This is a genomic window from Serinibacter arcticus, assembly GCF_003121705.1.
Taxonomy (GTDB): Bacteria; Actinomycetota; Actinomycetes; order Actinomycetales; family Beutenbergiaceae; genus Litorihabitans.
Map to the genome: position 1 here is coordinate 2,775,293 of NZ_PYHR01000002.1, position 25,173 is coordinate 2,800,465.

Below are 25,173 nucleotides of genomic sequence, written 5' to 3' on the forward strand. Positions count from 1 at the left end.
GACGTGCGGCGTCAGCCGTCGGTGCTGGTCGCGCCCGTGACGGGTGGGAGCGAGGACCACGGGAACATGATCCAGCGGTCCGTGTCGCGCCAGACGTAGGTCGGCTGCACGATCGAGGTCGGCTTGGCGTAGATGACGGCGCTGCGGACGTCGGCCCCGTGCGAGCGCATGAGGTCCAGCACGAGCAGGAGCGTGCGGCCGGAGTCCGCGACGTCGTCGACCACGAGCACGCGCAGACCGGACAGCTCGGAGGTGTCGAGCGCCGGCGGCAGCACGATCGGGTCGGGCAGGGTCTCGCCGACGCCGCGGTAGAACTCGACGTTCAGGGTGCCCATCGCCTTCGTCTCGAGGGCGTAGGCGATCGCGCCGGCCGGCACGAGGCCGCCGCGGGCGATCGCGACGACGACCTCCGGCTGCCACGCGGAGGAGACGATGGTGCGCGCGAGGTCGCGCATCGCGTGACCGAACTCTCCCCAGGTCAGGACCTCGCGGTCGGGGTGGTCCTCGGACACGGGGAACCGCTCGACGTCGCTCATGGGTCTCGAGGCTACCGGGCGGGCCTCACCCCCTCGCGAGCCGGGTCGGGCACGTGGCGAGGTGGTCGTCGACGATCCCGACCGCCTGCATCGCCGCGTAGGCGGTGGTCGGACCGATGAAGCGGAACCCGAGCTTCTTGAGGTCCTTGGCCAGGGCGGCCGAGTCCGGGGTCGTCCCCGGCACGTCGGCGAACGAGGACGGCACGCGCACCTGCGCGGGGCGGTAGCGCTCCAGCACGTCGCGCAGCCGCTCGCCCCGCTCGTGCATCGCGAGGAGGGCGCGCGCGTCGGCGATCGTGGCGTCGATCTTCGCGCGGTTGCGAACGATGCCGGCGTCGCCCATCAGCCGCTCGACGTCCGCCTCGTCGTAGGCCGCGACGACCACGGGGTCGAAGTCCGCGAACGCCGCCCGGAACGCCTCGCGCTTGCGCAGGATCGTGATCCAGGACAGCCCGGACTGGAACGCCTCGAGCGCGAGCCGCTCGAAGAGCTCGCGCTCGTCGGGGCTGTCGGTGACCGCGACCCCCCACTCGGTGTCGTGGTAGGCCTCGTAGAGCGGGTCGCCGTCGCCGAAGCACCGGCCGCCGGCCGTCGGGGCTGGATCGGTGCCGTCGGGGTCGCCCGTGCCGGAGCCGCTGCTGGTCGTCTCGGTGGTCATGGCGGCGAGGCTACCCGCGGGTTCCGACAGCGCTCGTGACCCGGGTCCGGCCGGGGAAGGAGAGCCCGCGCCAGGTGCCTGGGGACAGCCGACGGCCAGGGCTACGCTCGCCGGGTGCCCTTCCTCACCCCCCTCGCGCCCCTGACCCTCACCGGCGAGCTCGTCGAGCTGCGCCCGCTCGACCCCGCCGATCACGACGGCCTCGTCGCCGCCGTCGAGGACGGTGAGATCTGGCGCCTGGAGTACACCCGGGTGCCGGCGCCGCAGGAGATGGCCGCGGAGATCGACCGCAGACTCGCCCTCGCGGACGCCGGGCTGATGCTGCCGTTCACCACGGTGCGGCGCGGCCGCGACGGCGCGGAGGACACCGTGATCGGGATGACCACGCTGTGCAACGTCGAGGAGGCCCACCGCCGGGTCGAGATCGGCTACACCTGGAACGCGCGGTCGGCGCAGCGGTCGGGCACCAACACCGAGAGCAAGCTGCTCCTGTTCCACCACGCCTTCGACGTGCTGGGCGCCGTCGTGGTGCAGTTCCACACCGACGCGCGCAACCTCCCGTCGCAGAAGGCGATCGAGCGGCTCGGCGCCCGGCGCGACGGGGTGCTCCGCAGCGACACCACCATGCCGGACGGGTACGTCCGCGACACGGTCGTCTACTCCGTGATCGCCGCCGAGTGGCCGGCCGTGAGGGCCGGCCTGGAGGCGCGGCTCGAGGCGGGGGCGATCGCGGCGGCACGCCCGGCGGTGACCTCCGCGAGCCCCACGACGACGGCGGACCCGGCGTGACCCGCGTCCGCCGCACCGCCCCGGCCGGCTCCCCCCGGATCGACCCGCTCGTCCTGCAGGACATCGCCGACATCGACCTCGCGACGCTGCTCGCCGAGGACTCGCACGAGGGCGTCAGGCTCGTACCGGGTGCCGACGGGCGCGCGGACGAGCTGGACGCCGTCGCGGACGAGCTCGACCTCGCCGGGCTCGACCTGCGCGAGACCGAGCTCGGCCCCCTGCGCACGGCGCGGCTCGACCTCCGCGCCGCCAGGCTCCGCGAGGTTCGTCTGCAGGGGGTCGACGCCCCCGTGGTGAACGCGACACGCGGTTCGTGGATCGACGTCGAGGTCGTGGGCGGACGGCTCGGTTCGGTGGAGGCGTACGAGAGCGAGTGGCGCAGCCTGGTGGTCAGCGGGGTGCGGCTGAGCTACCTGAACCTGCGCGGGGCGCGGCTGACGGATGTCCGGTTCGTCGACTGCGTCGTCGACGAGCTGGACCTCGGCCAGGCGAGGCTGGAGCGCGTCGCGTTCGAGGGCTGCCGCGTCACGCGTCTCGACGTCGGGCGCGCCGAGCTCTCCCAGGTCGACCTGCGCGGGGCGGACCTCAGCGAGATCGTCGGCATCTCCCACCTGCGGGGAGCCGTGATCGACCACGGTCAGCTCATGGCGCTGGCCCCGGCGATCGCGGCCGGTCTGGGTATCGCGGTCCGCGACGGCGACTGAGCCCGCGCGCCGGCGAGCCCTCCCGCAGCGCCTACATCTCGCGCGACGACAGCACGCAGAACTCGTTGCCGTCGATGTCGGCGAGGACGGTCCAGGTGACGTCGTCGCCCTGGCCGACGTCCACCCGCGTCGCGCCCAGCTCCTCCAGGCGCGCGATCTCGGCGTCCCGGTCGTCGCCGGTGTGGGGCGCGAAGTCGAGGTGCAGCCGGTCCTTGGACGTCTTCTCGTGCTCGACGAGCACGAACACCAGGCCGGGCGGCACCCGGTGGAACGGAAGCTGCTCGGAGAGCTCACGGGCCCACGGCGGCACGAGGACCACCTCGTCCCGGGCGGCGTAGACCTCGTCCCAGCCGAGCGCCTCCCGCCACCAGGCGGCGAGCTCGCGGGGTCGGGTCGACTCGATCACGGTCGAGTACCAGCGCAGTGCCATGGGTCACTCCCTCGGGGTCGGATCCGCAGGACTCCGCCACGTCGGCGTGGCCCTGGCCACGGACGATACGACAGCCGTCCGACATCCCACCGGGCGGCGAGGCACAATGGGAGGCGTGCCATCGAGCCTGAGAGTGGGAATCGTGTGCCTGCACACCGATCCCTACGCCCCTCCGGGCAGCGGTGACGTGGGCGGGATGAACGTCGTCGTCCGCCACACCTGTGACGCGCTCGCGCGCGCCGGGCACCGGGTCGAGGTCATCACGCGATGGAGCGATCCCGCCACGGCCGGGCGCGAGGAGATCGACGGCGTCGTCGTCCACCGCCTCGCCGTCGGCCCCCCGCGCACCGTGCTGAAGGGCGAGAACGAGGCCTTCATGGACGACTTCGGGCGGGAGCTCGCGCTCCTGGGACCGATGGACCTGCTCCACTCCCACCACTGGTTCTCGGGCATCGCCGCGTTGCCCGTCGCCCGGTCCTGGGGCGTGCCGCACCTGCAGTCCTTCCACAGCATCGCCGCGCCGGAGAGCACCGACCTGTCGGCCGGGGAGCGGCCCGAGTCGCCCGGCCGACTCCAGGGCGAGGCTTTCCTCGCGCAGCAGAGCGACGGCGTGCTCGCCGTCTCCCGCGCCGAGGCCATGACCGCGCTGGAGCGCCTGGGTGCGCCGCCCGAGCGGCTGACGGTCGTCTACCCGGGTGTCGACTCGGCGCTCTTCCACCCGGCGCCCGAGACCCCGGGGAAGCGGAGCAGCGTGCTGGTCGCGGCCCGGCTCGAGCCGCTCAAGGGTGTCGACCTCGCGATCCGCGCGCTCGCGCTGCTGCCGGTCGAGCGGCGACCGCTGCTGCGCATCGCCGGCGGGGCGACGGCGGACGCCTCGTTCGGCCCCGAGCTCCTCGAGCTGGCGGCCGGGCTCGGGCTGCGCGACGACGTCGAGCTCCTCGGACCGCAGTCGCGCACGGGCCTCGCCGACCTGATGCGCAGCTCGACGATGGTGATGGTGCCGTCGCACTCGGAGACCTACGGGCTGGTGGCCCTGGAGGCTGCCGCGAGCGGCGTCCCGGTGATCGCGAGCGCGACTGGGGGTCTCGTCGAGGCGGTGCGCGACGGTACGACGGGTCTCCTCGTGCAGGGGCGACGGCCGCAGGACTGGGCGGCCGCCGTCGACCGCCTGCTCGCCGAGCCCGAGCTCCGCGAGCGACTCGGCCGCCAGGGCCGCGAGCACGCCGTCGCACGCACCTGGGACTCGGTCGGCGCCGTCGTGGCCCGCGCGTACCGCGGCGTGGTGGTCGGCGCCGGCGTGTCGGCCGTCGGCCGGGCCTAGCCCAGGTCCGTCCCGCCGTCGCTGCCCTGGTCGACCAGCTTGACCAGGAGCTGGACCAGCATCGCGCGCTCCGCGGGGGTCAGCCCGCTCGACCACGCGGCCTCGCCCCTGTTGGCCACCTCGAGGTCGTGCAGGAACACCTCGTGCCCGGCGTCCGTCAGCGACAGCAGGACGATGCGGCGGTCGCGGTTCGATCCCCGCCGCAGGACGAGTCCGTCGGCCACGAGAGTCTCGACGAGCGTGGACGCGGCCGCCTTCGAGAACCCCCCGTGCCGCACGAGGTCGCCCTGCTCGATCTCTCCGCGCACGTGCATGAGCAGGAGGGCGTTGAGGGTCCGGGGAGGGGAGGCGTCGGCGTGACGGAGACGCCGCTGGAGATCGCTCGCGAGCGCGCCGCTCGCGCCGCGCAGGGTGAAGGCGAGACGCATGGCGTCCGTGTCGACGGTCGACTCCCGGCCGAAGGACTCGACCGCCTCGTCGATGAGCCGCCACATCAGCAGCGGTGAGCCGTCGTTCTCGCGTTCGGGTGTGCTGATCGCCATGTTGCCCCCCGGCCCCGCCCTCCCGGGATGTCACGAATTCAACGAGACCGGGAGGTGGTTCTAATTTCAACAAGTAGTACGTCCGCCTGCTCGGCGATGCCGAGGGTCACGATAACCGACGCTCTACGTTCGTGGGGGATCGATCCCGCACGGCGGGGTCCGTCGATCGACGGACGGCGCGATGCGAGCAACGGGGCGGCTGCGGACTGTTCGACGTCGGCGTTCGGATGCGTTCGGGAATGCGGCGCGAATGACCTTCGACGAGGCAGGGTAAAGGCGCGGTGCAGGTGTGGATGCCGGCGTTCTGGAAACAGGGGGGTGATTTCCAGGGGCCGCGTTCCTACCGCGTGGATGTCGGCGGTGCCGGCGTCCACGCGGTGACGCCCTGGTGCCCGCGGGATCCCCACGACGGGCAGAATCGCCGACGTGACCTCTCCCGTCCGCCTCGCCACCACGCTCGTCGGTCTCGTTCCTGCTTTCGGTTCGGAGGCCTTCCTCGCGCCGTGGCCGGATGCCGACACCTGGCACCACGAGGGCCTGACCCGGCGAGCCGCCGGTGCGGTCGGGTGGTCCGAGGCCGCCGCGTCCGAGATCGCCTTCCACGCCACCTACGTCGACCACTACCTCCTCAACCCGCTGTGGCTCTGGGGCGGTGGTCCGGACCGCGTGCGGGCCGCACGGGAGATCCGGTCCGATCTCGCGACGCTCCACTTCGACGACCTGGCCACACCGCAGGACGTGGCCGCCACGTGGCGGCGCTACCTGGGCGGCACGGTGTGCGCGCTGCTGTGGGCCGCTGGGCTCGATGACGACGTCGCGGTGCCGGCGGCCCGTCAGGCGGTGGGGCTCAGCCTCCACGCCGTGCAGGACTTCGCCTCGCACTCGACCTGGATCGACCGCGCGGAGCGGCGGGGTCTCACCTGGCACGAGTGGACGGCGCGCGGGGGCGACGTCTCCGACGTCGTCACCGGAGCGGTGGACGGCGACGGCGAGCCGCACCACGGCGGTCTCGGCCGGCGGCGGGCGGGGTGGCACCCCGTCGCGATCCCGCTGCGCGGACGGTTCGCGACGCCGTCGCGGCTGACGGCGGCGCAGCCGGGGATCAACCTGGACACCCGCTGGCAGGCACCGTTCGGCGTCGCGGCGCGCGGGGATGCGCTCGAGGGTGGGCTGACGGGGGAGGGGGCCCACGCCGTGGCGATGACGCAGGCGCTGCGGGCCTCGACGGCGTGGCTCGCCTCGCTCGAGGCGACGCTGGTCGCCGTCGGGCTCGGGGAGCTGTGGCGGCGGGTCGCCGACGTCCGCGGGGCGGAGGTGCCGCCGTCGACCCGGGAGCTGCGCCGCACGGGGGCCCGAGCCTTCGAGGATCCGGGACTGCGGGCGCACCAGCTGATGGCGGCCGGCGCGGAGGGGCGCTGGTGGCTCCGGCTCGACGGCGCGGGGCCGGGTGTCCGGCGTGGCCGGCACGGTCGAGGCGTCGGCGGACGACGCTCGCGGGTGCTCGGTCCGTTCGTCGACGTCCCGCGGGCGATCGGGGGGCCGAGGTCGGCGTGGGGGTCGGAGCCCGGGGTCGACCCCGCGTCCGTCGCGGTCGCCGCGTTCCGGTACGGGGCGGACGACGCCGAGGTGCGGCGCTACGCCGTCGTGCCCGGACGGGGAGCGGGGGACCGCGCGGTGCTCGGCCTGCTGGAGACCGGTCGCGTCCGCGCGGACCTCCTCACCCCGCCGGTCTGAGGCTCAGGCGGTGGGGTCGGCGACGGTGACGACGACCTTGCCGCGGACGTGGCCCGTCTCGACGGCGCGGTGCGCGTCCGCCGCCCGCTCCAGCGGGAAGGTCTCGGCGATCTCGAGTCGCACGACGCCGTCGGCCACCAGCTGCGCGAGCTCGCCCAGCTGCTCGGAGCTGGGGCGCACCCAGACGTAGTGGCCGCCGAGCTCGGTGCGGGCGCGGGCGTCGGTGATCGAGGTGATCGTGCCGCCGCGGGCGAGCAGCGCGGGCGCCGTCTCGATCGCGTCGCCGCCGACGTAGTCGAGGATGACGTCGAAGCCGTCGGGGGCGGCGTCCTTCGCCTCGGCGACGAGGGTCTCGCCGTAGCTGATCGGCGTCGCGCCGAGGGACCGGAGGAAGTCGTGGTTGCGGGGCGAGGCTGTGCCGACGACGCGTGCGCCGGCGTGGACCGCGAGCTGGACGGCGATCGAGCCGACACCGCCCGCGGCGGCGTGGACCAGGACCGTCTGTCCTTCGCGGACGCCGGAGCGGCGCACCGTCTGGAGGGCGGTGAGGCCCGCGAGCGGGAGGGCTGCGGCCTGCTCGAACGACAGGGCCGCGGGCTTGCGGGTGGCCGTGCGGACCGGGACCGCGATGTACTCGGCGAGCGATCCGCCGTCGAGCGAGTCCTTGCGCGCGTACGCGAGGATCTCGTCGCCCTCCGCGAACTCGGGAGTGTCCAGGCCCGGCTTCACGACGACGCCGGCGACGTCCCAGCCCGGGACGACGGGGAAGGTCGCGTCGATGAGGCCCTGCAGGTAGCCCTCGCGGATCTTGTGGTCGACGGGGTTCACGCCGGCGGCGACCACCTTGACGAGCATCGTGTCCGGGCCGATGTGGGGCTCGGGGAGGTCGGTGAGGGTGAGGACGTCGGCGGAGCCGAACTCGGAGTACGTGATTGCCTTCATGGTGAGGGCCAACGTGTCCGGGAGGGGAGCCATTCCCCGTTGTAGCGTGGCGAGATGCCCGATCTTCCTGATGCAGCTGCCGGTGCCGACCCCGTGGGTGCTGCGACACCGGTGGATCCCGCCGACGATCGTCCGCGCCGGCGGGAGGCCGCCGTCGCCGGCGGGCTCGCCGTCGTGGTCTCCGTGGTGATCGGGCTCGTGGTGATGTTCGGCTTCCGCGGTGAGAACGCGCTCGACCGCGGGTGGGCGGACCTGATGGCGTCGATGCGTGACGCCGCGCCGTGGTTCATGGCCGTGGCGCGGGGGCTGGACCAGTTCGGTGGGCACCTGCTCGGGATCGTCGTGGTGCCGCTGGTGGTCGCTCTCGTGCTGCTGCTCGCGGGTCGACGATGGGGAGCGCTGTACTTCCTCGTCTCGACGGTCGCGGGCGCTGCACTGGTGCAGCTGCTGAAGTTCCTCTACGCCCGCGAGCGGCCGCAGGACATGCTCGTGACCAGCGACGCCGGCTCCTTCCCGTCGGGACACGTCGCGAACGCGTGCGTCATGGCGCTCGTGCTCGCGATCCTCGTCGGGCGGGCGTGGTTCTGGGTCGTCGCGGTGCTGTACGCGCTCGCGATGCTCGTGTCTCGCACGTACCTCAGCGTCCACTGGCTCACGGACACGCTCGGCGGGCTCGCCGTCGCCGTCGGGGTCGTGCTGTTGATCGGCGCGGCGATGTGGAAGCCGTTGAGTCGCGAGTGGGAGGGTCGGCAGTCCCGCGCGGTCAGTGCAGCATGAGGGCGTCGCCCGGCTGGGCCGGCGGCCACTCGCCACGTGCGACGAGGTTGTAGCCCAGCACCAGAGCGATCTCGCGGTTGGCGTTGCCGGCGATGTCGTAGACCCAGTTCATCGGCTGGTTCCCGACGGCGTGGGTCTCGTCCAGGACGGCGAACGCCGTCGCCCCGTCGGGGTAGGTGAGGTTGGCCCACTCCCAGCCCAGGTTGCGGACGAACACGTCACCGACGACGACGCCCAGCGTGATCAGGTCCTGCCTGTCGAGCTCGTCCCCGCCACGGCGATGGAGGTGGAGCACGTCCTCGACGGCGCGCAGCACCTCCTCGGGATCGGCCTCGGGGATCAGGCCGAGGCGCGCGTAGCCGTCCGGCGCGACGGACAGGATCTCGCCGACGACGTCGTCGGTGAGCGGGCTGATGTGGGGCATCGGGGGTCCGTTCGTCGGTGAGGTTCGAGTTTGTCAGAGGGGTCTGACAGGGCGGGCTGGGGGGGTGTTCGGGTAGGGCAGGGAGGTGCGGATGTCGTGGGTCTCGTGCTGACTTACCCCGGCCCGGCCCGGCCCGGCCCGGCCCGGCCCGCTGGCTCGCCGTCTCACACCGCGTTGCCATTGCGAGCTCCCCGTCGGTGTCGTCGTGGTGTGCCGATGAGGCGGGTGTCGCCTGCTGGGGGTCGGTGGTAGGTGTGGCCGGTGGGGGTGGTCCAGATGGTGGAGCCGTCGGGGGTGATGCGGTAGCTGTGGCCGTGGTGGGTCTTGAGTCGGTGGTGGTGGCGGCAGAGGGGGCGGAGGTTGGGGGCGTCTGTAGGACCAGACGGCCATTCGACGGCGTGGTCGTTGTCGCAGGCGGTTGAGGCGACGGTGCAGGCGGGGGCGATGCAGGTGGGGTGGAGCGCGCGGACGAGGCGGTCGAGCTCGGCGCCGGGGCGGTAGTTGGGTGTGGCGAGGTGGGGTGCGGGGTTGAAGGAGGGCGGCCAGTAGCGCGTGGTGTCCTCGCCCGGGGCCGCTGTTGACGGCGGGTAGCTGTTGGCGTCCCCGGGACCGATGGCACTGATGGGTTCGGTGGTGCTGGCGTCAGTGCTGCGGGCCTGAGAGTCGGCGTCCGCCTGGCTGGTTCGATCCCGTTGAGCCTGACGTTCGCGGTCTGCTTGTTGGGTGATGTCGGCGAGGGCGGTGGTGATGGTGAGCCAGCGGGGCGGGTGGGCGGCGAGGAGTCGGGCGGTGGTCGGGTCCAGGGGGGCGAAGCCGAGGAGTTCGGGGACGTCGATGCCGGTGCGGCAGGTTTCGGGGGCTTCGTAGGTTTCGAACCGCCACTGCGACTCGTTCGTGGTGAGGGCGAGGTCGTCCTGCCAGGGGTGGACGGGGTCGATGTGGTCGGGATCGGGCTCGGTGAGGTGCTCGGGGGCCAGGGCGAGCGTCAGCCGGGAGGTAGTACCGGAGAACGGCACGAATGGCCGGAACTGTTCGGTGGGGTCGGCCAGGCCGTTGCCGGGGTCAAGGTCTTGGGTGCTGTCGGGCTGGGTGGGCGCGTTGGCGCTCTCGGCGTCCTGGTGCAGGAGGGCGTCGGCGATCGAGGCTGGACCCTGACTGCCGGTAGCGGTGCCGGTGCTGGTGCTGGTGGGTGGGTGTCCGAGGCGTTGTCTGGTGCGGGCGCTGACGGCCTCGATTGCGGCGTCGAGGGTGCGGCGGACCTGGCCGAGTGGGCTGGGGTCGTTCTCGGCTGCATGGTGCTCGCGCTTGGCCAGCTCGATGAGGTCGTCGAAGGACGCCACGGGGCCCGTGCCCGACCCTGATCGGATCGTGGCGTCGCCAACGCCAACGCCAACGCCAACGCCAACGCTCGCGGTGCCGCTGCCGGTCCTCGAACCGATGCCCGCACCGGTGCCGGTGCCGGTGCTGGTGGCTGTGGTGTCGTCGTTGGTGAGGAGGGTGTGGCATCCGGGGACGGATGTGAGGGTGCCGTTGTTGAGGGCGGTGGTGGCCAGGGTGGTGAGGGCGTCGGCGCGGAGCTGGTCCAGGGTGCGGGGGTCGCCGGTGGCGCGGGCTGCTTTGGCTGCTGCTTCGGTGGCGGTGTAGATGGCGGCGATGTCCAGGGCGGGGGCGATGACGCGCAGGCAGGCTTGGCCGTCGGGCAGCAGTCGGGGGTGCTCGACCCGTCGGCGGGTGGCGGCCTGGAGGGCGCGGTGGTGGGCGGTGGTGGGGTCGGTCTGGATCAGGGCGGCCTGGATCCGCTTCTTCAGGGCGTGGTGGGGAAGTCCCGGTGCTGCGGGGAGGACCTGGTCGGTGACGGCGAAGCAGACGGCTGGTTCCTGGGTGGCGAGCAGGTCGGTGAAGATCGCGGCCTTGCCGGCGTCGATGTGTCCGGCGGCCAGGGCGGTCCCGACGGGGTGGAGGGTGCTCTCCAGCAGGTGTCCTTCCCCGACCAGTCGGGCGGCTCGTTGCCGGCTGAGGCCGAGTCGCATGGCGAGCTCGTCGGCGGCGGGGCCACCTCGCTCGACCCGTGCGGGGGCGCCGGGGACGTCAGCGGCGAGTCGGTTGGCGTCCAGGATGCCGTGGCGGGTGTGGAGCCGGGTGGCGGTGGCGCGGAGTCCGGCTTCGGCCCAGCCGGCGACAGCGGCGAACGCGGCTGCTGTTTCCAGGAGTTCACCGGGGTCCAGGGTCATGAGGTGGGTGAAGTCCGACAGCTGCAGCAGACGCTCGAGCAGCTCTGTCGGGGGCCTCCGTCGTCGGGCTGGGTGAGTCCGAGGCGGTCACGGATGGTGTCGGGGTCCTCGGTGGGCGTGAATCCGAGACCCCACACGGTGGTGGGGGTTGCTCCGGATCCGTTCTCGAACATGCGTACAGTTTACGCTGTCTGGGTGCGATGGGAAGGGGTTTGGCGCGATCTGTGGATACAGGTTTCGGCGGTGGGTAACCCTGTGGATCTCGGCGGCAGCGACTCGTGCCCTCGGTCCGACTCGCGGGACAGCTTCTGGGTGCACGTAGGGGGATCGGTAGCGCGTAGTTGTTGAACGAGGGGCGCCGGAGCCTCTCGCGAGCGGTGCGCCAACCTCTCGCCGGCAGTGCAGAAGCCCCTCGCGGGTGGTGCGGAAGCCCCTCGCGGGTGGTGCGGAAACCCCTCGCCGGTGGTGCAGAAGCCCCTCGCCGGTGGTGCAGAAACCCCTCGCCGATAGTGCGTAAACCCCTCGCCGGTGGTGCGGGGCTCCGTCGGGGTAGCTGACGCGTCGTTGACAACGTAGTCAGTCGGGCCTACTGTCGTGCCATCGCGGATCCTGACTACGCAGTCAGGGCCGATGGAAACCGTCGAAGGAGACGTCTTGAGCCAGCACAGCCTCCGGAACCCGCACCGCCTCGTGACCCTGTACGGCCTTGCCGTGCGCGAGCTCGGCCGGCCTGGTGCGGGTGACCGCCTGTCGGCGTCGGGGCTGCTCCGATGACGCAGGCCGTGGTGCCTCCTCAGCAGGCGGATGTCGTGGGTGCTGGTGTCCCGTTCCGTGCTCGTCGTGCGCGGGTGGCGTGGGGTGGGTGGGGTTTTGTGGGGCCGTTCATGGCGGTGTTCACGTTGGTGTTCATCGCACCTCTGGCCTATTCCCTGTACATCTCCCTGTTCCGTTCCCAGCTGGTGGGGGGGACGGTGTTCGTGGGGTTGGACAACTACGTCCGGGCGTTCGGTGATGCGCAGTTCTGGAACGGTGTGGGCCGGGTGAGCCTGTTCCTGGTGGTGCAGGTTCCGATCATGTTGGGGATCGCGATGCTCGTGGCCCTGGCGGTGGACTCGGGCCGCCTGTACGGGAAGGACTTCTTCCGCATCAGTGTGTTCATGCCGTACGCGGTGCCGGCGGTGGTCGCGGCTCTGATGTGGGGGTTCATGTACGGGCCGAGGTTTGGTCTGGTGGGTTACATCAACGACTTCTTCGGGTGGAGCATCCCCAACCCGTTGGGGCCGGAGTGGGTGCTGCTGGCGATCGGGAACATCGTGACGTGGTCGTTCGTGGGCTACAACATGCTGATCTTCTACTCCAGCCTCCGCACGATCCCGGTCTCGCTGTACGAGGCGGCCGAGCTGGACGGGGCGCGTCAGCATCACGTGATCCGTCACATCAAGATGCCCGCGATCCAGGGTTCGATCGCGGTGGCGTTGATCTTCTCGATCATCGGGTCCTTCCAGCTCTTCAACGAACCCTCGATCCTGCAGAAGCTGGCGCCGAACGCGATCACGACCTACTTCACCCCGAACCTGTACGCCTACAACCTGTCCTTCGCCGGTCAGCAGTACAACTACGCCGCTGCGGTGGCGATCATCATGGGGATCTTCACCATGGTCATCGCCTACGTCGTCCAGCTGCGCGGCATGCGGAAGGACGCCTGATGACCACCACCACCCCCACCACGACCGTGGGCGTCTCCACCACCAAGTCCCGCTCCGCGGGTCCGCGGCTGCGGTCCCGCAAGGCTCACAGCAACGACAAGCCCCGCAGGAACGTCCTGCTGACGGTGTTGACCGCGATCGTGCTGCTGTACGCGCTGCTGCCGCTGGCGTGGCTGCTGATCAGTGCGACCAAGACGCAGCCGGATCTGCTGTCCACGTTCGGGTTCTCCTTCGGGGACTCCTTCGCCCTGTTCGAGAACATCGCCAACACGCTGGCCTACAACGACGGGATCTTCCTGCGCTGGCTGGCGAACACGCTCATGTATGTGGTCCTGGGTGCGGGTGGGGCGACGCTGCTGGCGATCCTGGGCGGCTACGGTCTGGCGAAGTTCACCTTCCCCGGCAAGAAGGCCATCTTCGCGATCGTGATCGGCGCGGTCGCGGTGCCCGGGACGGCGCTGGCGGTCCCGACGTTCTTGATGTTCTCCCAGATGGGACTGACCAACACGCCCTGGTCGGTCATCATCCCCTCGCTGATCTCCCCGTTCGGGCTCTACCTGATGTGGACCTTCACCACCCAGGCCGTCCCCACCGAGCTGATGGAAGCCGCCCGCATGGACGGGTCCAGTGAGTTCCGCACGTTCTGGCAGGTCGCCCTGCCGCTCCTGGCGCCGGGGACGGTCACGGTCCTGCTGTTCACGACCGTGGCGACGTGGAACAACTACTTCCTCCCGCTGATCATGCTGAAGGACCCCGCCTGGTACCCGTTGACGATCGGTCTGAACGCGTGGAACGCCCAGGCCTCCACCGTCGGCGGCCAAGCGATCTTCGACCTCGTCATCACCGGCTCCCTCCTGACGATCATCCCCCTGATCATCGCCTTCCTCTTCCTCCAACGCTTCTGGCAGTCCGGCCTCGCCGCCGGCTCCGTCAAGGAGTAGCGGTCACCCCTGTTCGTCCCCTGCTTCTCCCTGTTTTCGCCCCTTTCAACAACGAAGTGAGAGACCCATGACACGCACCACCACCCGTCGACGCGCGATCGCCTCGAGCGCCGCCGTCGCAGCCCTCGCCCTCACCCTCACCGCCTGCGGCGGTGGCGATGCCGGTGACGGCGGCGGCGAGGGTTCGGCCGACGACGTCGCCGCGGCCCTCGAGGAGGGCGGCGACCTCCTCGTGTGGGGCTGGGACGCGACCCTGCCCCCGATGATCGAGGCCTTCGAGGAGGCCTACCCGAACGTCAACGTCGAGCTGGCGAACGTCGGCACGAGCACGGACGCCTACACGGCGGTCCAGAACGCCATCCAGGCGGGTTCGGGCATCCCTGACGTCGTCCACATGGAGTACTCGGCGGTGCCGCAGTTCGCCCTGACCGAGGACCTCGCCGACCTGACCGAGTTCGGCGCGGCGGACCTCGAGTCCTCCTACACGCCGGGCACCTGGGGCTCGGTGAAGATCAACGACGGCATCTACGGCCTTCCGCTCGACTCGGGCCCGATGGCGATGTTCTACAACGCGACGGTGCTCGAGGAGCACGGCATCGCCGTGCCGACCACGTGGGACGAGTTCGTCGAGGCTGCTCGCGCGCTGCACGCCGCCGACCCCACCAAGTACCTCGTCGGCGACGCCGGTGACGCCGGGTTCACGCAGAGCATGATCTGGCAGGCCGGCGGCCGCCCGTTCCAGGTCGAGGGCACCGACATCACCGTCGACCTCGAGGACGAGGGCTCCGCGAAGTTCGCCGAGATGTGGCAGCCGATGCTCGACGAGGACCTCGTCGCACCCGTGGTCACCTGGAGCGAGGAGTGGTACAAGGCTCTCGGCGACGGCACGATCAACTCCCTCCTCATCGGCGCGTGGATGCCGGTCAACCTGGAGAGCGGCGTCCCGGAGGCCGAGGGCGACTGGCGCGCCGCTCCGATGCCGCAGTACGAGGCGGGTGACGCCGTGAACTCCGAGAACGGCGGCAGCGCGCTCGTGGTCACCGAGGCCAGCACCCAGCAGGCTCTCGCCTACGGTTTCGTCGAGTTCTCCAACGCCGGCGACGGCGTCGGCGTCCGCCTCGAGGCGGGCACCTTCCCGGCCACCGTCGCCGACATCGAGTCGACCGAGTTCACGGACAAGGAGTTCCCGTACTTCGGCAACCAGAAGGTCAACGAGGTCCTCGCCGAGGCCGCGACGACCGTCTCCTCCGGCTGGCAGTACCTGCCGTACCAGGCCTACGCCGTCTCGATCTACAACGACAACCTGGGCTCGACCTACACAGGCAGCCAGCCGCTGATGGAGGGCCTGACGGCCTGGCAGGACGCCATCGTCAGCTACGGCAACGGCCAGGGCTTCACCGTCAACGGCGGCTGACGCCCCGGCGGTCGGGGCGCCGAACCCACGGCGTCCCGACCGCCGGAACCTCCGGCGTCCCGACCGCCGTCGTCCCTCCCGTACCCGGGAAGGCCGACCTCTTCCCCACTAGAGTGACTGCGCAGTCACCGTCCCGAGGAGTCATCGATGCCGCCCTCCACCCGTCGCGCCGAGCGCCCGCCGGCGATGGTCGACGTCGCCCGGCTCGCCGAGGTGTCGCAGAAGACCGTCTCGCGCGTGGTCAACGGTGAGCCTCACGTCTCGCCGCACGTCACCGAGCGGGTGCTGGCAGCCATCGAGGAGCTCAACTTCCGCCCGAACACGGCGGCCCGCGCGCTCGTCACGGCGCGGACCCGGGTCATCGGCTTCGTCTACACCGGGAGTGCGCTGTTCGGCCCGAGCTCGATGTCGGTCGGGGTGGAGCGCGCGGCGCGCGACGCGGGCTACTCGGTCGCCGTCGTCCACACGCCTGACGGTTCGCCCGCCAGCGTCCGCGCGGCGTTCGACGACCTGATCGGTCGGGGCGTCGAGGGCATCGTCGTCTCCGAGCCGGCGGACAACGTCCGCCCCTCCGACCTGGGGGTCCGCGGGGTCCCGGTGCTCTCCCTGGAGAACAACCCGGGCGACGCCGGCGACTGGATCATGGTCGGCGCCGACGACCGGGCCGCCGCCCGTGAGGCCACCGCCCACCTGATCGGACTCGGTCACCGTGCCGTCTGGCACGTCGCCGGACCCGCGGGCTGGGCCACGAGCCAGAGCCGGCTGCTCGGCTGGCAGGACGCCCACGCCGCCGAGGGGCTCGTGGCGCCCCAGGTGCTGCGCGGCGACTGGTCGGTCGGGTCCGGGTTCGACGCCGGTCAGGTGCTCGCGTCCCGGACGGACGTCACCGCCGTCCTCGCCGGGAACGACGAGATGGCGATCGGCGCGATCCACGCGCTCGAGCTCGCCGGACTGGCCATTCCGACGGACGTCAGCGTCATCGGCATCGACGACATCCCGCTCGCCGCCTACCTCTCCGTGCCCCTGACCACCGTCCGCCAGGACTTCGACGCCATCGCGCGCGAGGGCATGTCGCGCCTCCTCGACGTGATCGAGGGACGCCCGCTCGCCTCGCAGCGGTTCGCCGTGCCGACGGAGCTCATCGTCCGCGACTCGGCGGCGGCCGCCCACCCCGACCGCGTCGGCCGGCTCGCGAGCTGACCCGCACCGCCCGCACACCCGAGCACCCACACACCACCGCACCCGCACACCCCGTACCCACTCACCCCGCACCCGGAACGACGACGCGCGCCTCCGCCGTCGTGATCCCGCGCCCCCGCCCCACGAAGGAAGACGCTCGTCATGACCGACCACGCCCCCTCCCGGATCCACTTCGGGGCCGCGTACTACCTGGAGTACCAGCGCGACCCGCAGCTCGACCGGGACCTCGACCTCATGGTCGAGGCGGGTTTCACCGTCATCCGGGTGGGTGAGTCGGTCTGGTCGACGTGGGAGCCCGAGGACGGCGTCTTCGACCTCGACTGGCTGCAGCCGGTGCTCGACGCCGCGCACGCGCGCGGGATCGGCGTCATCCTCGGCACGCCGACCTACGCCGTCCCGATGTGGCTCGCGCGCAAGTACCCGGAGATCGGTGGTGAGCGACGCACCGGCCAGAAGATCGGGTGGGGCACCCGGCAGGAGGCCGACTTCAGCCACGCCGCGTTCCGGTTCCACGCGGAGCGGGTCGTGCGCAAGGTCGTCGGCCGCTACGCCGACCACCCCGCCGTCATCGGCTTCCAGGTCGACAACGAGCCGGGCAACGAGCTCTTCCACAACCACAGCGTCTTCCAGCGGTTCGTCGACGAGCTGCGCGGTCAGTACGGCACGGTCGAGCGGTTGAACGAGGAGTGGGGGCTGACCTACTGGTCGCACCGACTCTCGACCTGGGCCGACCTGTGGACGCCGGACAACAACGCGCAGCCGCAGTACGACCTGGCCTGGCGCCGGTTCCAGGCGCGGCTGACGACCGAGCTCATCACGTGGCAGCGCGACGTCGTGAAGGAATACGCCCGCCCCGAGCAGTTCGTCACCACCTGCATGTCCTACGACCGCCCCGCGCTCCGGGACGACGCCGTCGGGGCCGTGCTCGACATCGCCTCCGGCAACCCCTACTTCCGCGTCCAGGACCACCTGGCGCTGCCGGACACGGCCGATCTCGACGTCGAGCAGTCCTGGTACACGACCGGCGCGTGGTCGGTCTACCGGACGGCCGACCGGATGTGGTCGACGAAGCAGGCGCCGTTCCTCGTCACCGAGACGGCCGCCGCGTCGATCTGGGGTTCGAGCCTCAACGAGCCGCCCTACCGCGGCCAGCTCCGGCAGGCGGCGTGGGCCCTGGTCTCGCGTGGCGCGCACGCGATCGAGTACTGGCACTGGAACTCGCTGCCCTACGGTGCCGAGACGTACTGGGGCGGCGTGCTGCCGCACACGGACCGGCCGGGACGTATCTACCACGAGGCCGCGCAGCTGGGTCGCGAGCTCGCGGCCGCGGGCGCCGACGTCGCGCGGCTCGTGCCCGAGGCCGACATCGGCCTCCTCTACTCCACGGACTCCAAGTGGGCGATGGCCTTCCAGCCGCCGTTCGGCCTGGCCGAGCCCGACGTGCGTTCCTACGAGCGCATCGTCGACGGCTGGTACCGCGCCGCGTTCGACGCCCGCCTGCAGACCCGCGTGGTCCAGCCTCGGCACGTGTTCGCGGACACCCCGGCCGACGTCGCGGCGGATCTGCCCGTGCTCGTCGTGCCCGGCTTCTACATCGCCACCGACGCCCAGCTCGACTGGCTGCGCGAGTACGCCGCGGCGGGCGGGCACCTCGTGCTCGGCATCCGTTCGGGCTACGCCGACGCCGAGGCTCGGCCGCGCACCGACGCCCAGCCCGCGCGCCTGGCCGAGGCGGCCGGGGTCAGCTACGACGAGTTCTCCAACCTCGCCTCCGTGCCGGCCGTCGGGTCGGGGACGCTGCCGGTGCCCGACGGCGCCGCGGCCCGGCTCTGGGCGGACGCGCTGCGCGCGGACGAGGGCACGGAGGTCCTCGCAGGTTACGCGCACCCGCACTTCGGTCAGTCACCGGCGGTCACCACGCGCGAGCACGGCGCGGGCCGGATCACCGTCGTGGGCACGCAGCCCGATCCGGTGTTCGGCGCCGCGATCCTGCGGTGGGCCGTACCCGACGCGGCGACGGCGGCATGGGTCTCCGGGGTGGACCGGCCCGAGTCGGTGACCGTGACCGGGGCGCGCGGCGCCGACGGTCCCGTGCGCTACGTCCACAACTACTCGTGGGAGCCTGCGACCGTCGTCGTCCCGGTGGACTCGGAGGACCTGCTCGCCGATCGCGACGACGACGGCGCGCGCCCCGTCCTCGCGGCCGGCACCCGGGTGGAGCTCGGGGCGTGGGACGTGCGCGTGCTGCGGGAGGTGGCAGCCGGCTGAGCGGCGGCGCCTCTCAGCGCCGCCCGAACCGCCCGCGCGCGGCCGTCACGAGGCCGGTGAGCCCGTCGCGCACGCCCGCCCCCGGTCCCGACCGCGGCGCGATGCCGTGCAGCACGTTGCGCACGAGGTGGCGCGCGAGGTCGGGGGTCAGGGGCTCGTCGGGGATGAGCAGCCGGTGGTAGCAGGCCCCCCAGAGCTGGTCGACGACGACGGCGAGGTCGACGTCCTCGGCGACCTGACCGCGCGAGCGTGCTCGCCGCAGCGCCCGGACGGCGAGGTCGCGGCGGGGGCGGGAGTAGTGCTCCGACCACGCCGCGGCGAGCGCCGGATCGGACTGGGCGGCGCCCAGCAGCCCGGCGACCACGGGACCCGTGGGCCCCGTGAGCAGGACGACGAACGCCGTCAGCTGGGTCGTGAGGTCCGCCTCGACGTCCGCCGTGTCCGGGAAGTCGAGCAGCGGCTCGGCCCGGGCGAAGTAGGCCTCGACGGCGAGCGCCCCCGGAGTCGGCCACCACTTGTGCAGCGTGGTCCGGCTCAGTCCGCCGGTCGTCGCGACCCGCTCGAACGTGACGGCCCTGATGCCCTCGGACAGCAGGACCTCGGCGGCGGCGGCGAGCGCGGCGGTCCTGACCTCGGCGGCGGGGCGGCGGCCGCGGCCCGGGCGCGGTGCGGGATCGGTCATGCCCCCACGGTAGTGGACGCGCTGTCCATCTCGGGCGTACGCTCGATGTGGACACCGTGACCACTAAGGAGATCAGCATGTCGGCCGAGCGTGAGGCGAGTCAGGACGGGCGCACCGTCATCGTGACGGGGGCGTCGGGCGGGATCGGTCGGGCGATCTCCCTCCGGCAGGCGCGCGAGGGACACCGCGTCCTCGTGCACTACAGCGGCAACGCCGGACGGGCCGACGAGGTGGTGGCGGAGATCCGCGAGCGGGGCGGCGAGGCCGTCGCCGTCGGCGGCGACGTCGCCGACGAGGTGGCGATGGCGGCGCTGTTCGAGCGGGCGGAGGCGGAGCTCGGCGGCGTCGACGTCCTCGTCCATTCGGCCGGCGTGATGCCGCTCGCTCCCGTCGCCGAGATGGACCTCGCCGAGTTCGACCGCGTCCAGCGCACCAACGTGCGCGGCGCGTTCGTGGTCAACCAGCTGGCGGCGCGGCACGTGCGCGACGGTGGGGCGATCGTCAACCTCTCGACCTCCATCACCCGGTTGCAGCTGCCGACCTACGGCGCCTACGCGGCGTCGAAGGCCGCGGTCGAGGCGATGACGCTGATCCTGGCGCGCGAGCTGCGCGGGCGGGACGTCACGGTGAACGCCGTCGCGCCCGGGCCGACGGCGACGCCGCTGTTCTTCGAGGGCAAGTCCGACGACGTCGTCGCGCGCATCGCCTCGCTCAGCCCGATGGAGCGGCTCGGGGCGCCCGAGGACATCGCGGAGGTGGTGGCGTTCCTGGCGGGACCGGGGCGCTGGGTCAACGGGCAGGTGCTCCACGCCAACGGCGGTGCCGCCTGACGCGAGGCGACCACGCCGCCCGTCACGTCGCAGGCCCAGGAAATGTGAACGTCAACAGGTTGGAACGTCGGGCAACGTCCTCGTAACGGCGGGGTAATGGGGCGCGGGTTGTATCGGAGGCGGCAGGGGGCTGCCCCCATCCGCATCGGCCACGAGGTCGCGGGTGACCGGCGCGCGTCGTGCGCGCCGGGCGAGAGAAAGGACCCTGCCCCCGATGCAGGCCTCTGCCCCACGCCGGACCGCTCCCCGCGCGTCCACCAACCTCGCGACCGCCTCCCAGGGGCGTCGCCACCGTCGCCGCCCTCTCCGCGCCGCCGGCACCCTTCTCCTCGCCCTGACGGCGCTCGTCGGCCTCGGCGGCGTCGCGCACGCAGTGCCCACCCCGGGGACGCCCACGCTGACGGTCACCCCGAGCGCCACGGCGGGCGACGTCGTCGACGTCGCCGTGGCGCTCGGCGGGACCGCCGACCTCTACAGCTCCGCCGTGACGCTGACCTACGACCCCGCGCTGCTGACCTACGCCTCGGGCGAGGTGACCTCCCCCGAGGGTGGCTTCGGCCAGGTGGTGCCCGGCGAGGGCACGGTGACGTTCGTCTACTCGCGCCTCGGCACGTCACCCGGCATCGAGGGTGACGTCCCCGTCGGCACCGCGCAGTTCACCGCGGCTGCGGCGGGCACGGCAACGGTCGCGCTCAGCAGCGTGACGGTGGTCGGCGCGGACGGCGTCGGTGCCGGGATCGCCCCGGAGGACCTGCCGAGCCAGGCCGTCGTCATCGAGGCGGCCCCCACCACGCCGCCGGTCGACCCGACGGATCCCCCGACGGACCCGACCGACCCGCCGACAGACCCGCCGACCGGTCCGACCGACGAGCCCACCGACCCGCCGAGCGACCCCACGAGCACCCTCCCGACCACGGGCCCGACCGACACCGCGACGACCGACGCCCCGCCGGCGGCCGGCGCGGCCACCGGAGGCCTCGCCTCGACCGGCGTCGCCCTGACCGGTCTCGCCGTGGCGGGCACGGTCTTCGTCGTCGTGGGCATCGTGCTGGCCCGACGCCGGACGGTGATGTCGCGATGAGCGCCGCCCTCCGCCGTCGTCCCCTGCCGTCCCGCCCCCTCGCGAAGGACCAGCCCGTGAACCCCTCCCTCCCGTCCCCGGATCGCGGGCGGCGCACCGGTGCCCTCGCGACGGCGTCGCTCGGCGCCCTCGCCCTCGTCGGCACCCTCGCCGTCCCGGCCCAGGCCACCCCCGTCCCGATCTCCGCCGAGGTGCCCGCCCCCGCCGGTGCCTCGTTCCTCGCGCCGTACTACACCGAGCTGGACCTCACGGGCGACGACCAGGTCACGCAGGAGGACCTCGCCGTCGTCGCCGCGGCGCTCGGGGCGACCCCGACCTCCGCGGACTGGATCGCGGAGGCCGACGTCGACGGCGACGGGCTCCTCACGCTCGCCGACCTCGCCGCGATCTCGCAGCGGATGATCTACGACGACGGTCCGTTCGAGCTCGTCGAGGCGTCCGTCGTCGAGATGCAGGCCGCCATGAACGCGGGCGTCGTCACCTCCGTCGACCTCACGCAGGCCTACGCCGAGCGCATCGCGGCCTACGACCGCGTGCAGATCGACCCGGCCGGCCGACCGCTCAACTCGATCATCACGGTGAGCGACGTCGCCCTGGCGGCGGCGGCCGAGGCGGACGCCACCCGCGCCGCGAACGGCATGACGAGCATGCTGCTGGGCGTCCCGATCGCGCTGAAGGACAACTACAACACCATCGACATGCCCACGTCGGGCGGCTGCGAGTGCTGGGCCGACAACCGGACCAGCACCGACTCCACGATGGTCGAGGGCCTCCGGGCCGATGGCGCGGTGATCCTGGCGAAGGCGAGCCTCGACGAGTTCGCCTACGGCTTCGCCTCCGAGTTCACCACCGGGCTCTCGGCCGGGCGGAGCGCGCTCGTCGCCAGCCCGTACCTCACGACCCGGACGGCGGGCGGTTCCTCGGGCGGGACCGGCGCCGCGGTCTCGGCCAACCTCGTCGGCCTCGGGTTCGGCACCGACACGGGTGGCTCGATCCGCGTCCCGTCGTCGTACAACCAGCTCGTCGGCATCCGCCCGACCGTCGGCCTCGCCAGTCGCTCGGGCATCATCCCGCTCGCGCTGAGCCAGGACACCGGCGGCCCGATGGCCCGCACCGTGACGGACGCCGCGGTGGCGCTGGACGCCGTCGTCGGCGTCGACGCCTCCGACCCGGTGACGCTGACGCAGGCCGGCCGTGTGCCGACGTCCTACACGTCCTCGCTCGACGCCGAGTCGCTCGACGGCGCCCGCATCGGCTACCTGCCGTCCATGCTCAGCACCAACCGGACCACGCTGCGCCTGTGGGGCGACGCGCGCGTCGCGATGGAGGAGGCCGGTGCCTCGTTCGTCGAGGTCCCGATCTCGGACGAGTTCCGCGCCGTCCTCAACGAGGGCAGCGGGAGCACGAACGAGTTCAAGCACGACCTCGACCTGTACGTGGCCGAGCACCTCGCGCCGCAGGTGCAGCAGCGCACGATCACGGACATCCTCGCCTCGGGGAACTTCGTGAACTCGCGCCGCTCGGTCTACGTCCAGCGCGACAACGTCCTCCCGGCCACGTACGAGAGCTGGGCGGGGCCGCAGGGCACCCACACGCTGCAGCTCGCCCGCGGCAAGGTGCTGCTCGCGCAGCTCATGGACACCTACGACCTCGACGCCATCGCCTACCCGTCGGGCACGCCGTACGGCACGTTCAGCACGAACATGCGGCTCAGCCCCAACACCGGGATGCCGTCCGTGACGGTGCCGATGGGCCAGGCGATCGAGGCGGACGCCACGATCACGGGGGCCGGGGTCAACCTCGAGCTCCTCGGCCGCGACTTCTCCGAGGGCACGCTGCTCGGCCTCGCCTACGCCTTCGAGCAGGCGACGCAGGCGCGCACCACCCCCGCGCTGTACGGCCCGCTGGGGTAGCGGTCCGGACGCGACGACGGCGCACGGCCCGTCCTCGATCCCGTGCGGATCGGGGGCGGGCCGCGGGCGTTACCGCCGTGCACCGTGAACCGCCGTGCACCGTGAACCGCAGTGCACCGGGAACCGGCGTGCACCGGGAACAGACGGCCGCGCCGCGGGGCTGTACCCCTCGGGCCCGGCGAACGCCGGACCGCACCGAACGGGAGGAACCACGATGGACGCGCTGTACACGGCCGAGGCACTGGCGACCGGGGCGGGCCGCAACGGACACGTCCGCAGCTCAGACGGCCGCATCGACCTCGACCTCGCGACGCCGACCGGTCTCGGCGGCAGCGGTGAGGGCGCGAACCCGGAGCAGCTGTTCGCCAGCGGCTACGCGGCGTGCTTCCACTCCGCGCTGCAGGCGGTCGCCCGCGAGCGGAAGGTCGCCCTCAGCGACTCCTCCGTCGGGGCGAGCGTCTCGATCGGGTCGAACGACGCCGGCGGCTTCGGGCTGGCCGTGACGCTGGAGGTCGTGCTGCCGGGCGTCGAGCCCGACGTGGCCCAGGAGATCGCCGACGCCGCGCACCAGGTCTGCCCGTACTCCAACGCCACCCGCGGCAACATCGAGGTGACGATCACCGTCAGCGACGACTAGCCGCCGACCAGCCGCCCGCGCGCCTCGGCGGCGCCGACCCGGGCGAGCCCGAGCGCGACCTCGGTCGGCCCCGCCGAGGTCGTCAGCACGCCGTCGTCGTCGCCGCCCGCCCCGGTCCCGAGGCGGGACAGCAGCGGCGGCGCGAGGTCCCGCGCCCACGGCAGGAGCTCGCGCAGGTCGCCCGCCAGCACCACGAGCTGCGGGGCCAGCAGGGTGGCGATCGTCGTGACGGCGTCACGCAGCCCGCGGCCGGCCGCCTCGACCGCCGCCGCGGCGGCCGGGTCGCCGGCCCGGGCGCGCGCGTGCACCCGCGCCGACGCCTCGACGAGGTCGTCGCCCGGCTCGAGGCCCGCGGCGGCGACGATGCTGGCGGGGGAGGCGACGGTCGCCAGGCACCCGGTGCGGCCGCAGCCGCACGGGAGCGCGCCGCCGTCGACCCGGATGTGCCCGGGCTCGAACGCCCGCCCGGTGGCCCCCGTGAGCAGCCGCCCCCGGTCACGGCCCCGCCGCCGAGGCCGGTACCGCTCTTGAGGAGGACGAGGTCGGTCAGCGTCGCTCCGGGCCGCTCGCGCCGCAGCGTCTCGAAGACGATCCAGGTCAGCGCGTTCGCGTCGTTGTGGACGGCGACGCCCAGCGGGAGGTCGGGGAGTCGGTGCGCCAGCTCCGCGCGCAGCGGCACGCGTCCCCAGCCCAGGTCGATCGCCGCCACGACGGATCCGTCCGTGGGATCGACCGGCCCCGGGGCAGCGACCTGGAGGGAGACGGTGGTGACGTCGTCGCGCGCGAGCGTGCGGCTCGCGTCGCGGACGAGGTGCGCGACGGCGTCGCACAGGTCGGCCGGGCCCCGCTCGGCCGGGCCGATCGATCGGCCCGCGGTCAGGAGCCGGCGGCCGCCCAGATCCGTGGCCGCGAGGTCCAGCCCCCGTCCCCGACGACGACGGCGAGGGTCGCCACCCCGGTGCCGTCCACCTCCAGGCCCACCCCCGGCCGCCCGCGACCGCGCGGTCCGGCGTCGTCCCCCGCCGCCGCGGTGGGGCGGACGAGGCCGCGCTCGAGCAGGTGGGCCACGAGGGGGGTGAGGGCGCCGGGGGTGAGGCCGACGGCGGTCGCGAGCTCGGCCCGCGACGACCCGGGGGCGGCGTCGAGCGCCCGCAGCACCAGCTGCAGGTTGTGCCGACGCACGTCCTGCGTCTGTCGTCCCCGAGTCACGCCGGACATCCTGCCCCCTCCCGTCGCGGGACGTGGGGCCGACGGGCGCGATCCCGGCGGCCGGACGCCGTCGTCCCCACCGTTGTGCAATTTTATATGAGTCGCTAACTTATTGACTGACGGGCTGACGTCGGCTCGTCGATCCCCCTCCGTCCGAGCACCCCCTGCGCCCGGACGCCCCGATCGAGGCAGCGACGCCTCGAG

General features: G+C 72.7%; 23 protein-coding genes and 1 pseudogene. 14 read left to right on the top strand and 10 right to left on the bottom strand.

All coding sequences use genetic code 11. The annotated features are described in order from the left end of the window. Window positions 1-11 precede the first annotated feature (11 nt). Complete coding sequence (locus tag C8046_RS12430) at window positions 12-536, bottom strand: phosphoribosyltransferase (protein WP_109229724.1); 525 nt, start codon at window positions 534-536, stop codon at window positions 12-14. 25 nt (window positions 537-561) lie between these two features. After that, complete coding sequence (locus tag C8046_RS12435) at window positions 562-1,194, bottom strand: DNA-3-methyladenine glycosylase I (RefSeq protein ID WP_109229725.1); 633 nt, start codon at window positions 1,192-1,194, stop codon at window positions 562-564. A 114-nt stretch (window positions 1,195-1,308) separates the two neighbouring features. Here C8046_RS12435 and C8046_RS12440 point away from each other — a divergent pair, with 114 nt between their 5' ends. Then, the gene (locus C8046_RS12440) at window positions 1,309-1,983 is read left to right on the top strand and encodes a GNAT family N-acetyltransferase (RefSeq protein WP_109229726.1); all 675 of its coding nucleotides are present in this window, start codon (window positions 1,309-1,311) and stop codon (window positions 1,981-1,983) included. Then, complete coding sequence (locus tag C8046_RS12445; RefSeq protein WP_109229727.1) at window positions 1,980-2,687, top strand: pentapeptide repeat-containing protein; 708 nt, start codon at window positions 1,980-1,982, stop codon at window positions 2,685-2,687. Before C8046_RS12440 ends, C8046_RS12445 begins: the two co-directional genes overlap by 4 nt. A gap of 31 nt (window positions 2,688-2,718) precedes the next feature. Here C8046_RS12445 and C8046_RS12450 read toward each other — a convergent pair whose 3' ends face one another. Then, the gene (locus C8046_RS12450; protein WP_109229728.1) at window positions 2,719-3,117 is read right to left on the bottom strand and encodes a VOC family protein; all 399 of its coding nucleotides are present in this window, start codon (window positions 3,115-3,117) and stop codon (window positions 2,719-2,721) included. A gap of 142 nt (window positions 3,118-3,259) precedes the next feature. Here C8046_RS12450 and C8046_RS12455 point away from each other — a divergent pair, with 142 nt between their 5' ends. Continuing rightward, window positions 3,260-4,438 (top strand): glycosyltransferase, encoded by a 1,179-nt coding sequence (locus tag C8046_RS12455; protein WP_235866312.1) that lies wholly within the window; start codon window positions 3,260-3,262, stop codon window positions 4,436-4,438. Here the strand turns inward: C8046_RS12455 and C8046_RS12460 are convergent. Further along, window positions 4,435-4,980, bottom strand: a complete 546-nt coding sequence (locus C8046_RS12460) for a MarR family winged helix-turn-helix transcriptional regulator (protein WP_109229730.1) — start codon at window positions 4,978-4,980, stop codon at window positions 4,435-4,437. The genes C8046_RS12455 and C8046_RS12460 overlap by 4 nt on opposite strands. Window positions 4,981-5,406: 426 nt before the next feature. On the opposite strand from C8046_RS12460, the gene C8046_RS12465 reads away from it, so the two are divergent. After that, entirely contained in the window at window positions 5,407-6,714 is a 1,308-nt protein-coding gene (locus C8046_RS12465; RefSeq protein ID WP_109229731.1) for a hypothetical protein, read from the top strand. A gap of 3 nt (window positions 6,715-6,717) precedes the next feature. Here the strand turns inward: C8046_RS12465 and C8046_RS12470 are convergent, their stop codons facing one another. After that, window positions 6,718-7,656: an NADP-dependent oxidoreductase gene (locus C8046_RS12470; RefSeq protein ID WP_109229732.1), complete on the bottom strand. Its 939-nt coding sequence runs from the start codon at window positions 7,654-7,656 to the stop codon at window positions 6,718-6,720. 54 nt (window positions 7,657-7,710) lie between these two features. Between C8046_RS12470 and C8046_RS12475 the strand changes: the two genes are divergently transcribed. Continuing rightward, the gene (locus tag C8046_RS12475) at window positions 7,711-8,433 is read left to right on the top strand and encodes a phosphatase PAP2 family protein (protein WP_109229733.1); all 723 of its coding nucleotides are present in this window, start codon (window positions 7,711-7,713) and stop codon (window positions 8,431-8,433) included. On the opposite strand, the gene C8046_RS12480 is transcribed toward C8046_RS12475, so the two are convergent. After that, a complete protein-coding gene (locus C8046_RS12480; RefSeq protein WP_109229734.1) occupies window positions 8,420-8,857 on the bottom strand; it encodes a hypothetical protein in 438 nt (145 codons plus the stop codon). The genes C8046_RS12475 and C8046_RS12480 overlap by 14 nt on opposite strands. Before the next feature lie 164 nt (window positions 8,858-9,021). Further along, window positions 9,022-11,088, bottom strand: a complete 2,067-nt coding sequence (locus tag C8046_RS12485) for an HNH endonuclease signature motif containing protein (protein WP_109229735.1) — start codon at window positions 11,086-11,088, stop codon at window positions 9,022-9,024. Window positions 11,089-11,858: 770 nt separating this feature from the next. Between C8046_RS12485 and C8046_RS12490 the strand changes: the two genes are divergently transcribed. The 5 genes from C8046_RS12490 (at window position 11,859) to C8046_RS12510 (ending at window position 18,617) form a co-directional block, all read left to right on the top strand. Beyond that, a complete protein-coding gene (locus C8046_RS12490; protein ID WP_109229736.1) occupies window positions 11,859-12,794 on the top strand; it encodes a carbohydrate ABC transporter permease in 936 nt (311 codons plus the stop codon). Then, window positions 12,794-13,735: a carbohydrate ABC transporter permease gene (locus C8046_RS12495; RefSeq protein ID WP_109229391.1), complete on the top strand. Its 942-nt coding sequence runs from the start codon at window positions 12,794-12,796 to the stop codon at window positions 13,733-13,735. The genes C8046_RS12490 and C8046_RS12495 overlap by 1 nt, the downstream gene beginning before the upstream one ends. Before the next feature lie 67 nt (window positions 13,736-13,802). Then, a complete protein-coding gene (locus tag C8046_RS12500; protein ID WP_109229737.1) occupies window positions 13,803-15,149 on the top strand; it encodes an ABC transporter substrate-binding protein in 1,347 nt (448 codons plus the stop codon). Window positions 15,150-15,296: 147 nt separating this feature from the next. Then, entirely contained in the window at window positions 15,297-16,349 is a 1,053-nt protein-coding gene (locus tag C8046_RS12505) for a LacI family DNA-binding transcriptional regulator (RefSeq protein WP_109229738.1), read from the top strand. Window positions 16,350-16,490: 141 nt separating this feature from the next. Further along, window positions 16,491-18,617 carry a beta-galactosidase gene (locus tag C8046_RS12510; RefSeq protein ID WP_109229739.1) on the top strand — a complete coding sequence of 709 codons (2,127 nt, stop codon included), beginning with the start codon at window positions 16,491-16,493 and terminating at the stop codon, window positions 18,615-18,617. A 13-nt stretch (window positions 18,618-18,630) separates the two neighbouring features. Here C8046_RS12510 and C8046_RS12515 read toward each other — a convergent pair whose 3' ends face one another. Continuing rightward, window positions 18,631-19,299, bottom strand: a complete 669-nt coding sequence (locus C8046_RS12515; RefSeq protein ID WP_109229740.1) for a TetR-like C-terminal domain-containing protein — start codon at window positions 19,297-19,299, stop codon at window positions 18,631-18,633. 77 nt (window positions 19,300-19,376) lie between these two features. Here C8046_RS12515 and C8046_RS12520 point away from each other — a divergent pair, with 77 nt between their 5' ends. From C8046_RS12520 to C8046_RS12535, 4 genes are all read left to right on the top strand, one after another. Beyond that, window positions 19,377-20,129 (top strand): SDR family oxidoreductase, encoded by a 753-nt coding sequence (locus tag C8046_RS12520; protein ID WP_109229741.1) that lies wholly within the window; start codon window positions 19,377-19,379, stop codon window positions 20,127-20,129. A 214-nt stretch (window positions 20,130-20,343) separates the two neighbouring features. Continuing rightward, window positions 20,344-21,210 carry a cohesin domain-containing protein gene (locus C8046_RS12525; RefSeq protein ID WP_199224468.1) on the top strand — a complete coding sequence of 289 codons (867 nt, stop codon included), beginning with the start codon at window positions 20,344-20,346 and terminating at the stop codon, window positions 21,208-21,210. A gap of 56 nt (window positions 21,211-21,266) precedes the next feature. Next, a complete protein-coding gene (locus tag C8046_RS12530; RefSeq protein ID WP_235866313.1) occupies window positions 21,267-23,123 on the top strand; it encodes an amidase family protein in 1,857 nt (618 codons plus the stop codon). Window positions 23,124-23,337: 214 nt separating this feature from the next. Then, window positions 23,338-23,760 (top strand): organic hydroperoxide resistance protein, encoded by a 423-nt coding sequence (locus tag C8046_RS12535; RefSeq protein ID WP_109229743.1) that lies wholly within the window; start codon window positions 23,338-23,340, stop codon window positions 23,758-23,760. On the opposite strand, the pseudogene C8046_RS12540 reads toward C8046_RS12535, so the two are convergent. Next, window positions 23,757-24,679: pseudogene (locus C8046_RS12540) on the bottom strand (ROK family protein). The gene C8046_RS12535 and the pseudogene C8046_RS12540 overlap by 4 nt on opposite strands. Next, window positions 24,637-24,969, bottom strand: a complete 333-nt coding sequence (locus C8046_RS12545) for a MarR family transcriptional regulator (protein WP_158277210.1) — start codon at window positions 24,967-24,969, stop codon at window positions 24,637-24,639. Before C8046_RS12545 ends, C8046_RS12540 begins: the two are co-directional and overlap by 43 nt. Window positions 24,970-25,173 lie beyond the last annotated feature (204 nt).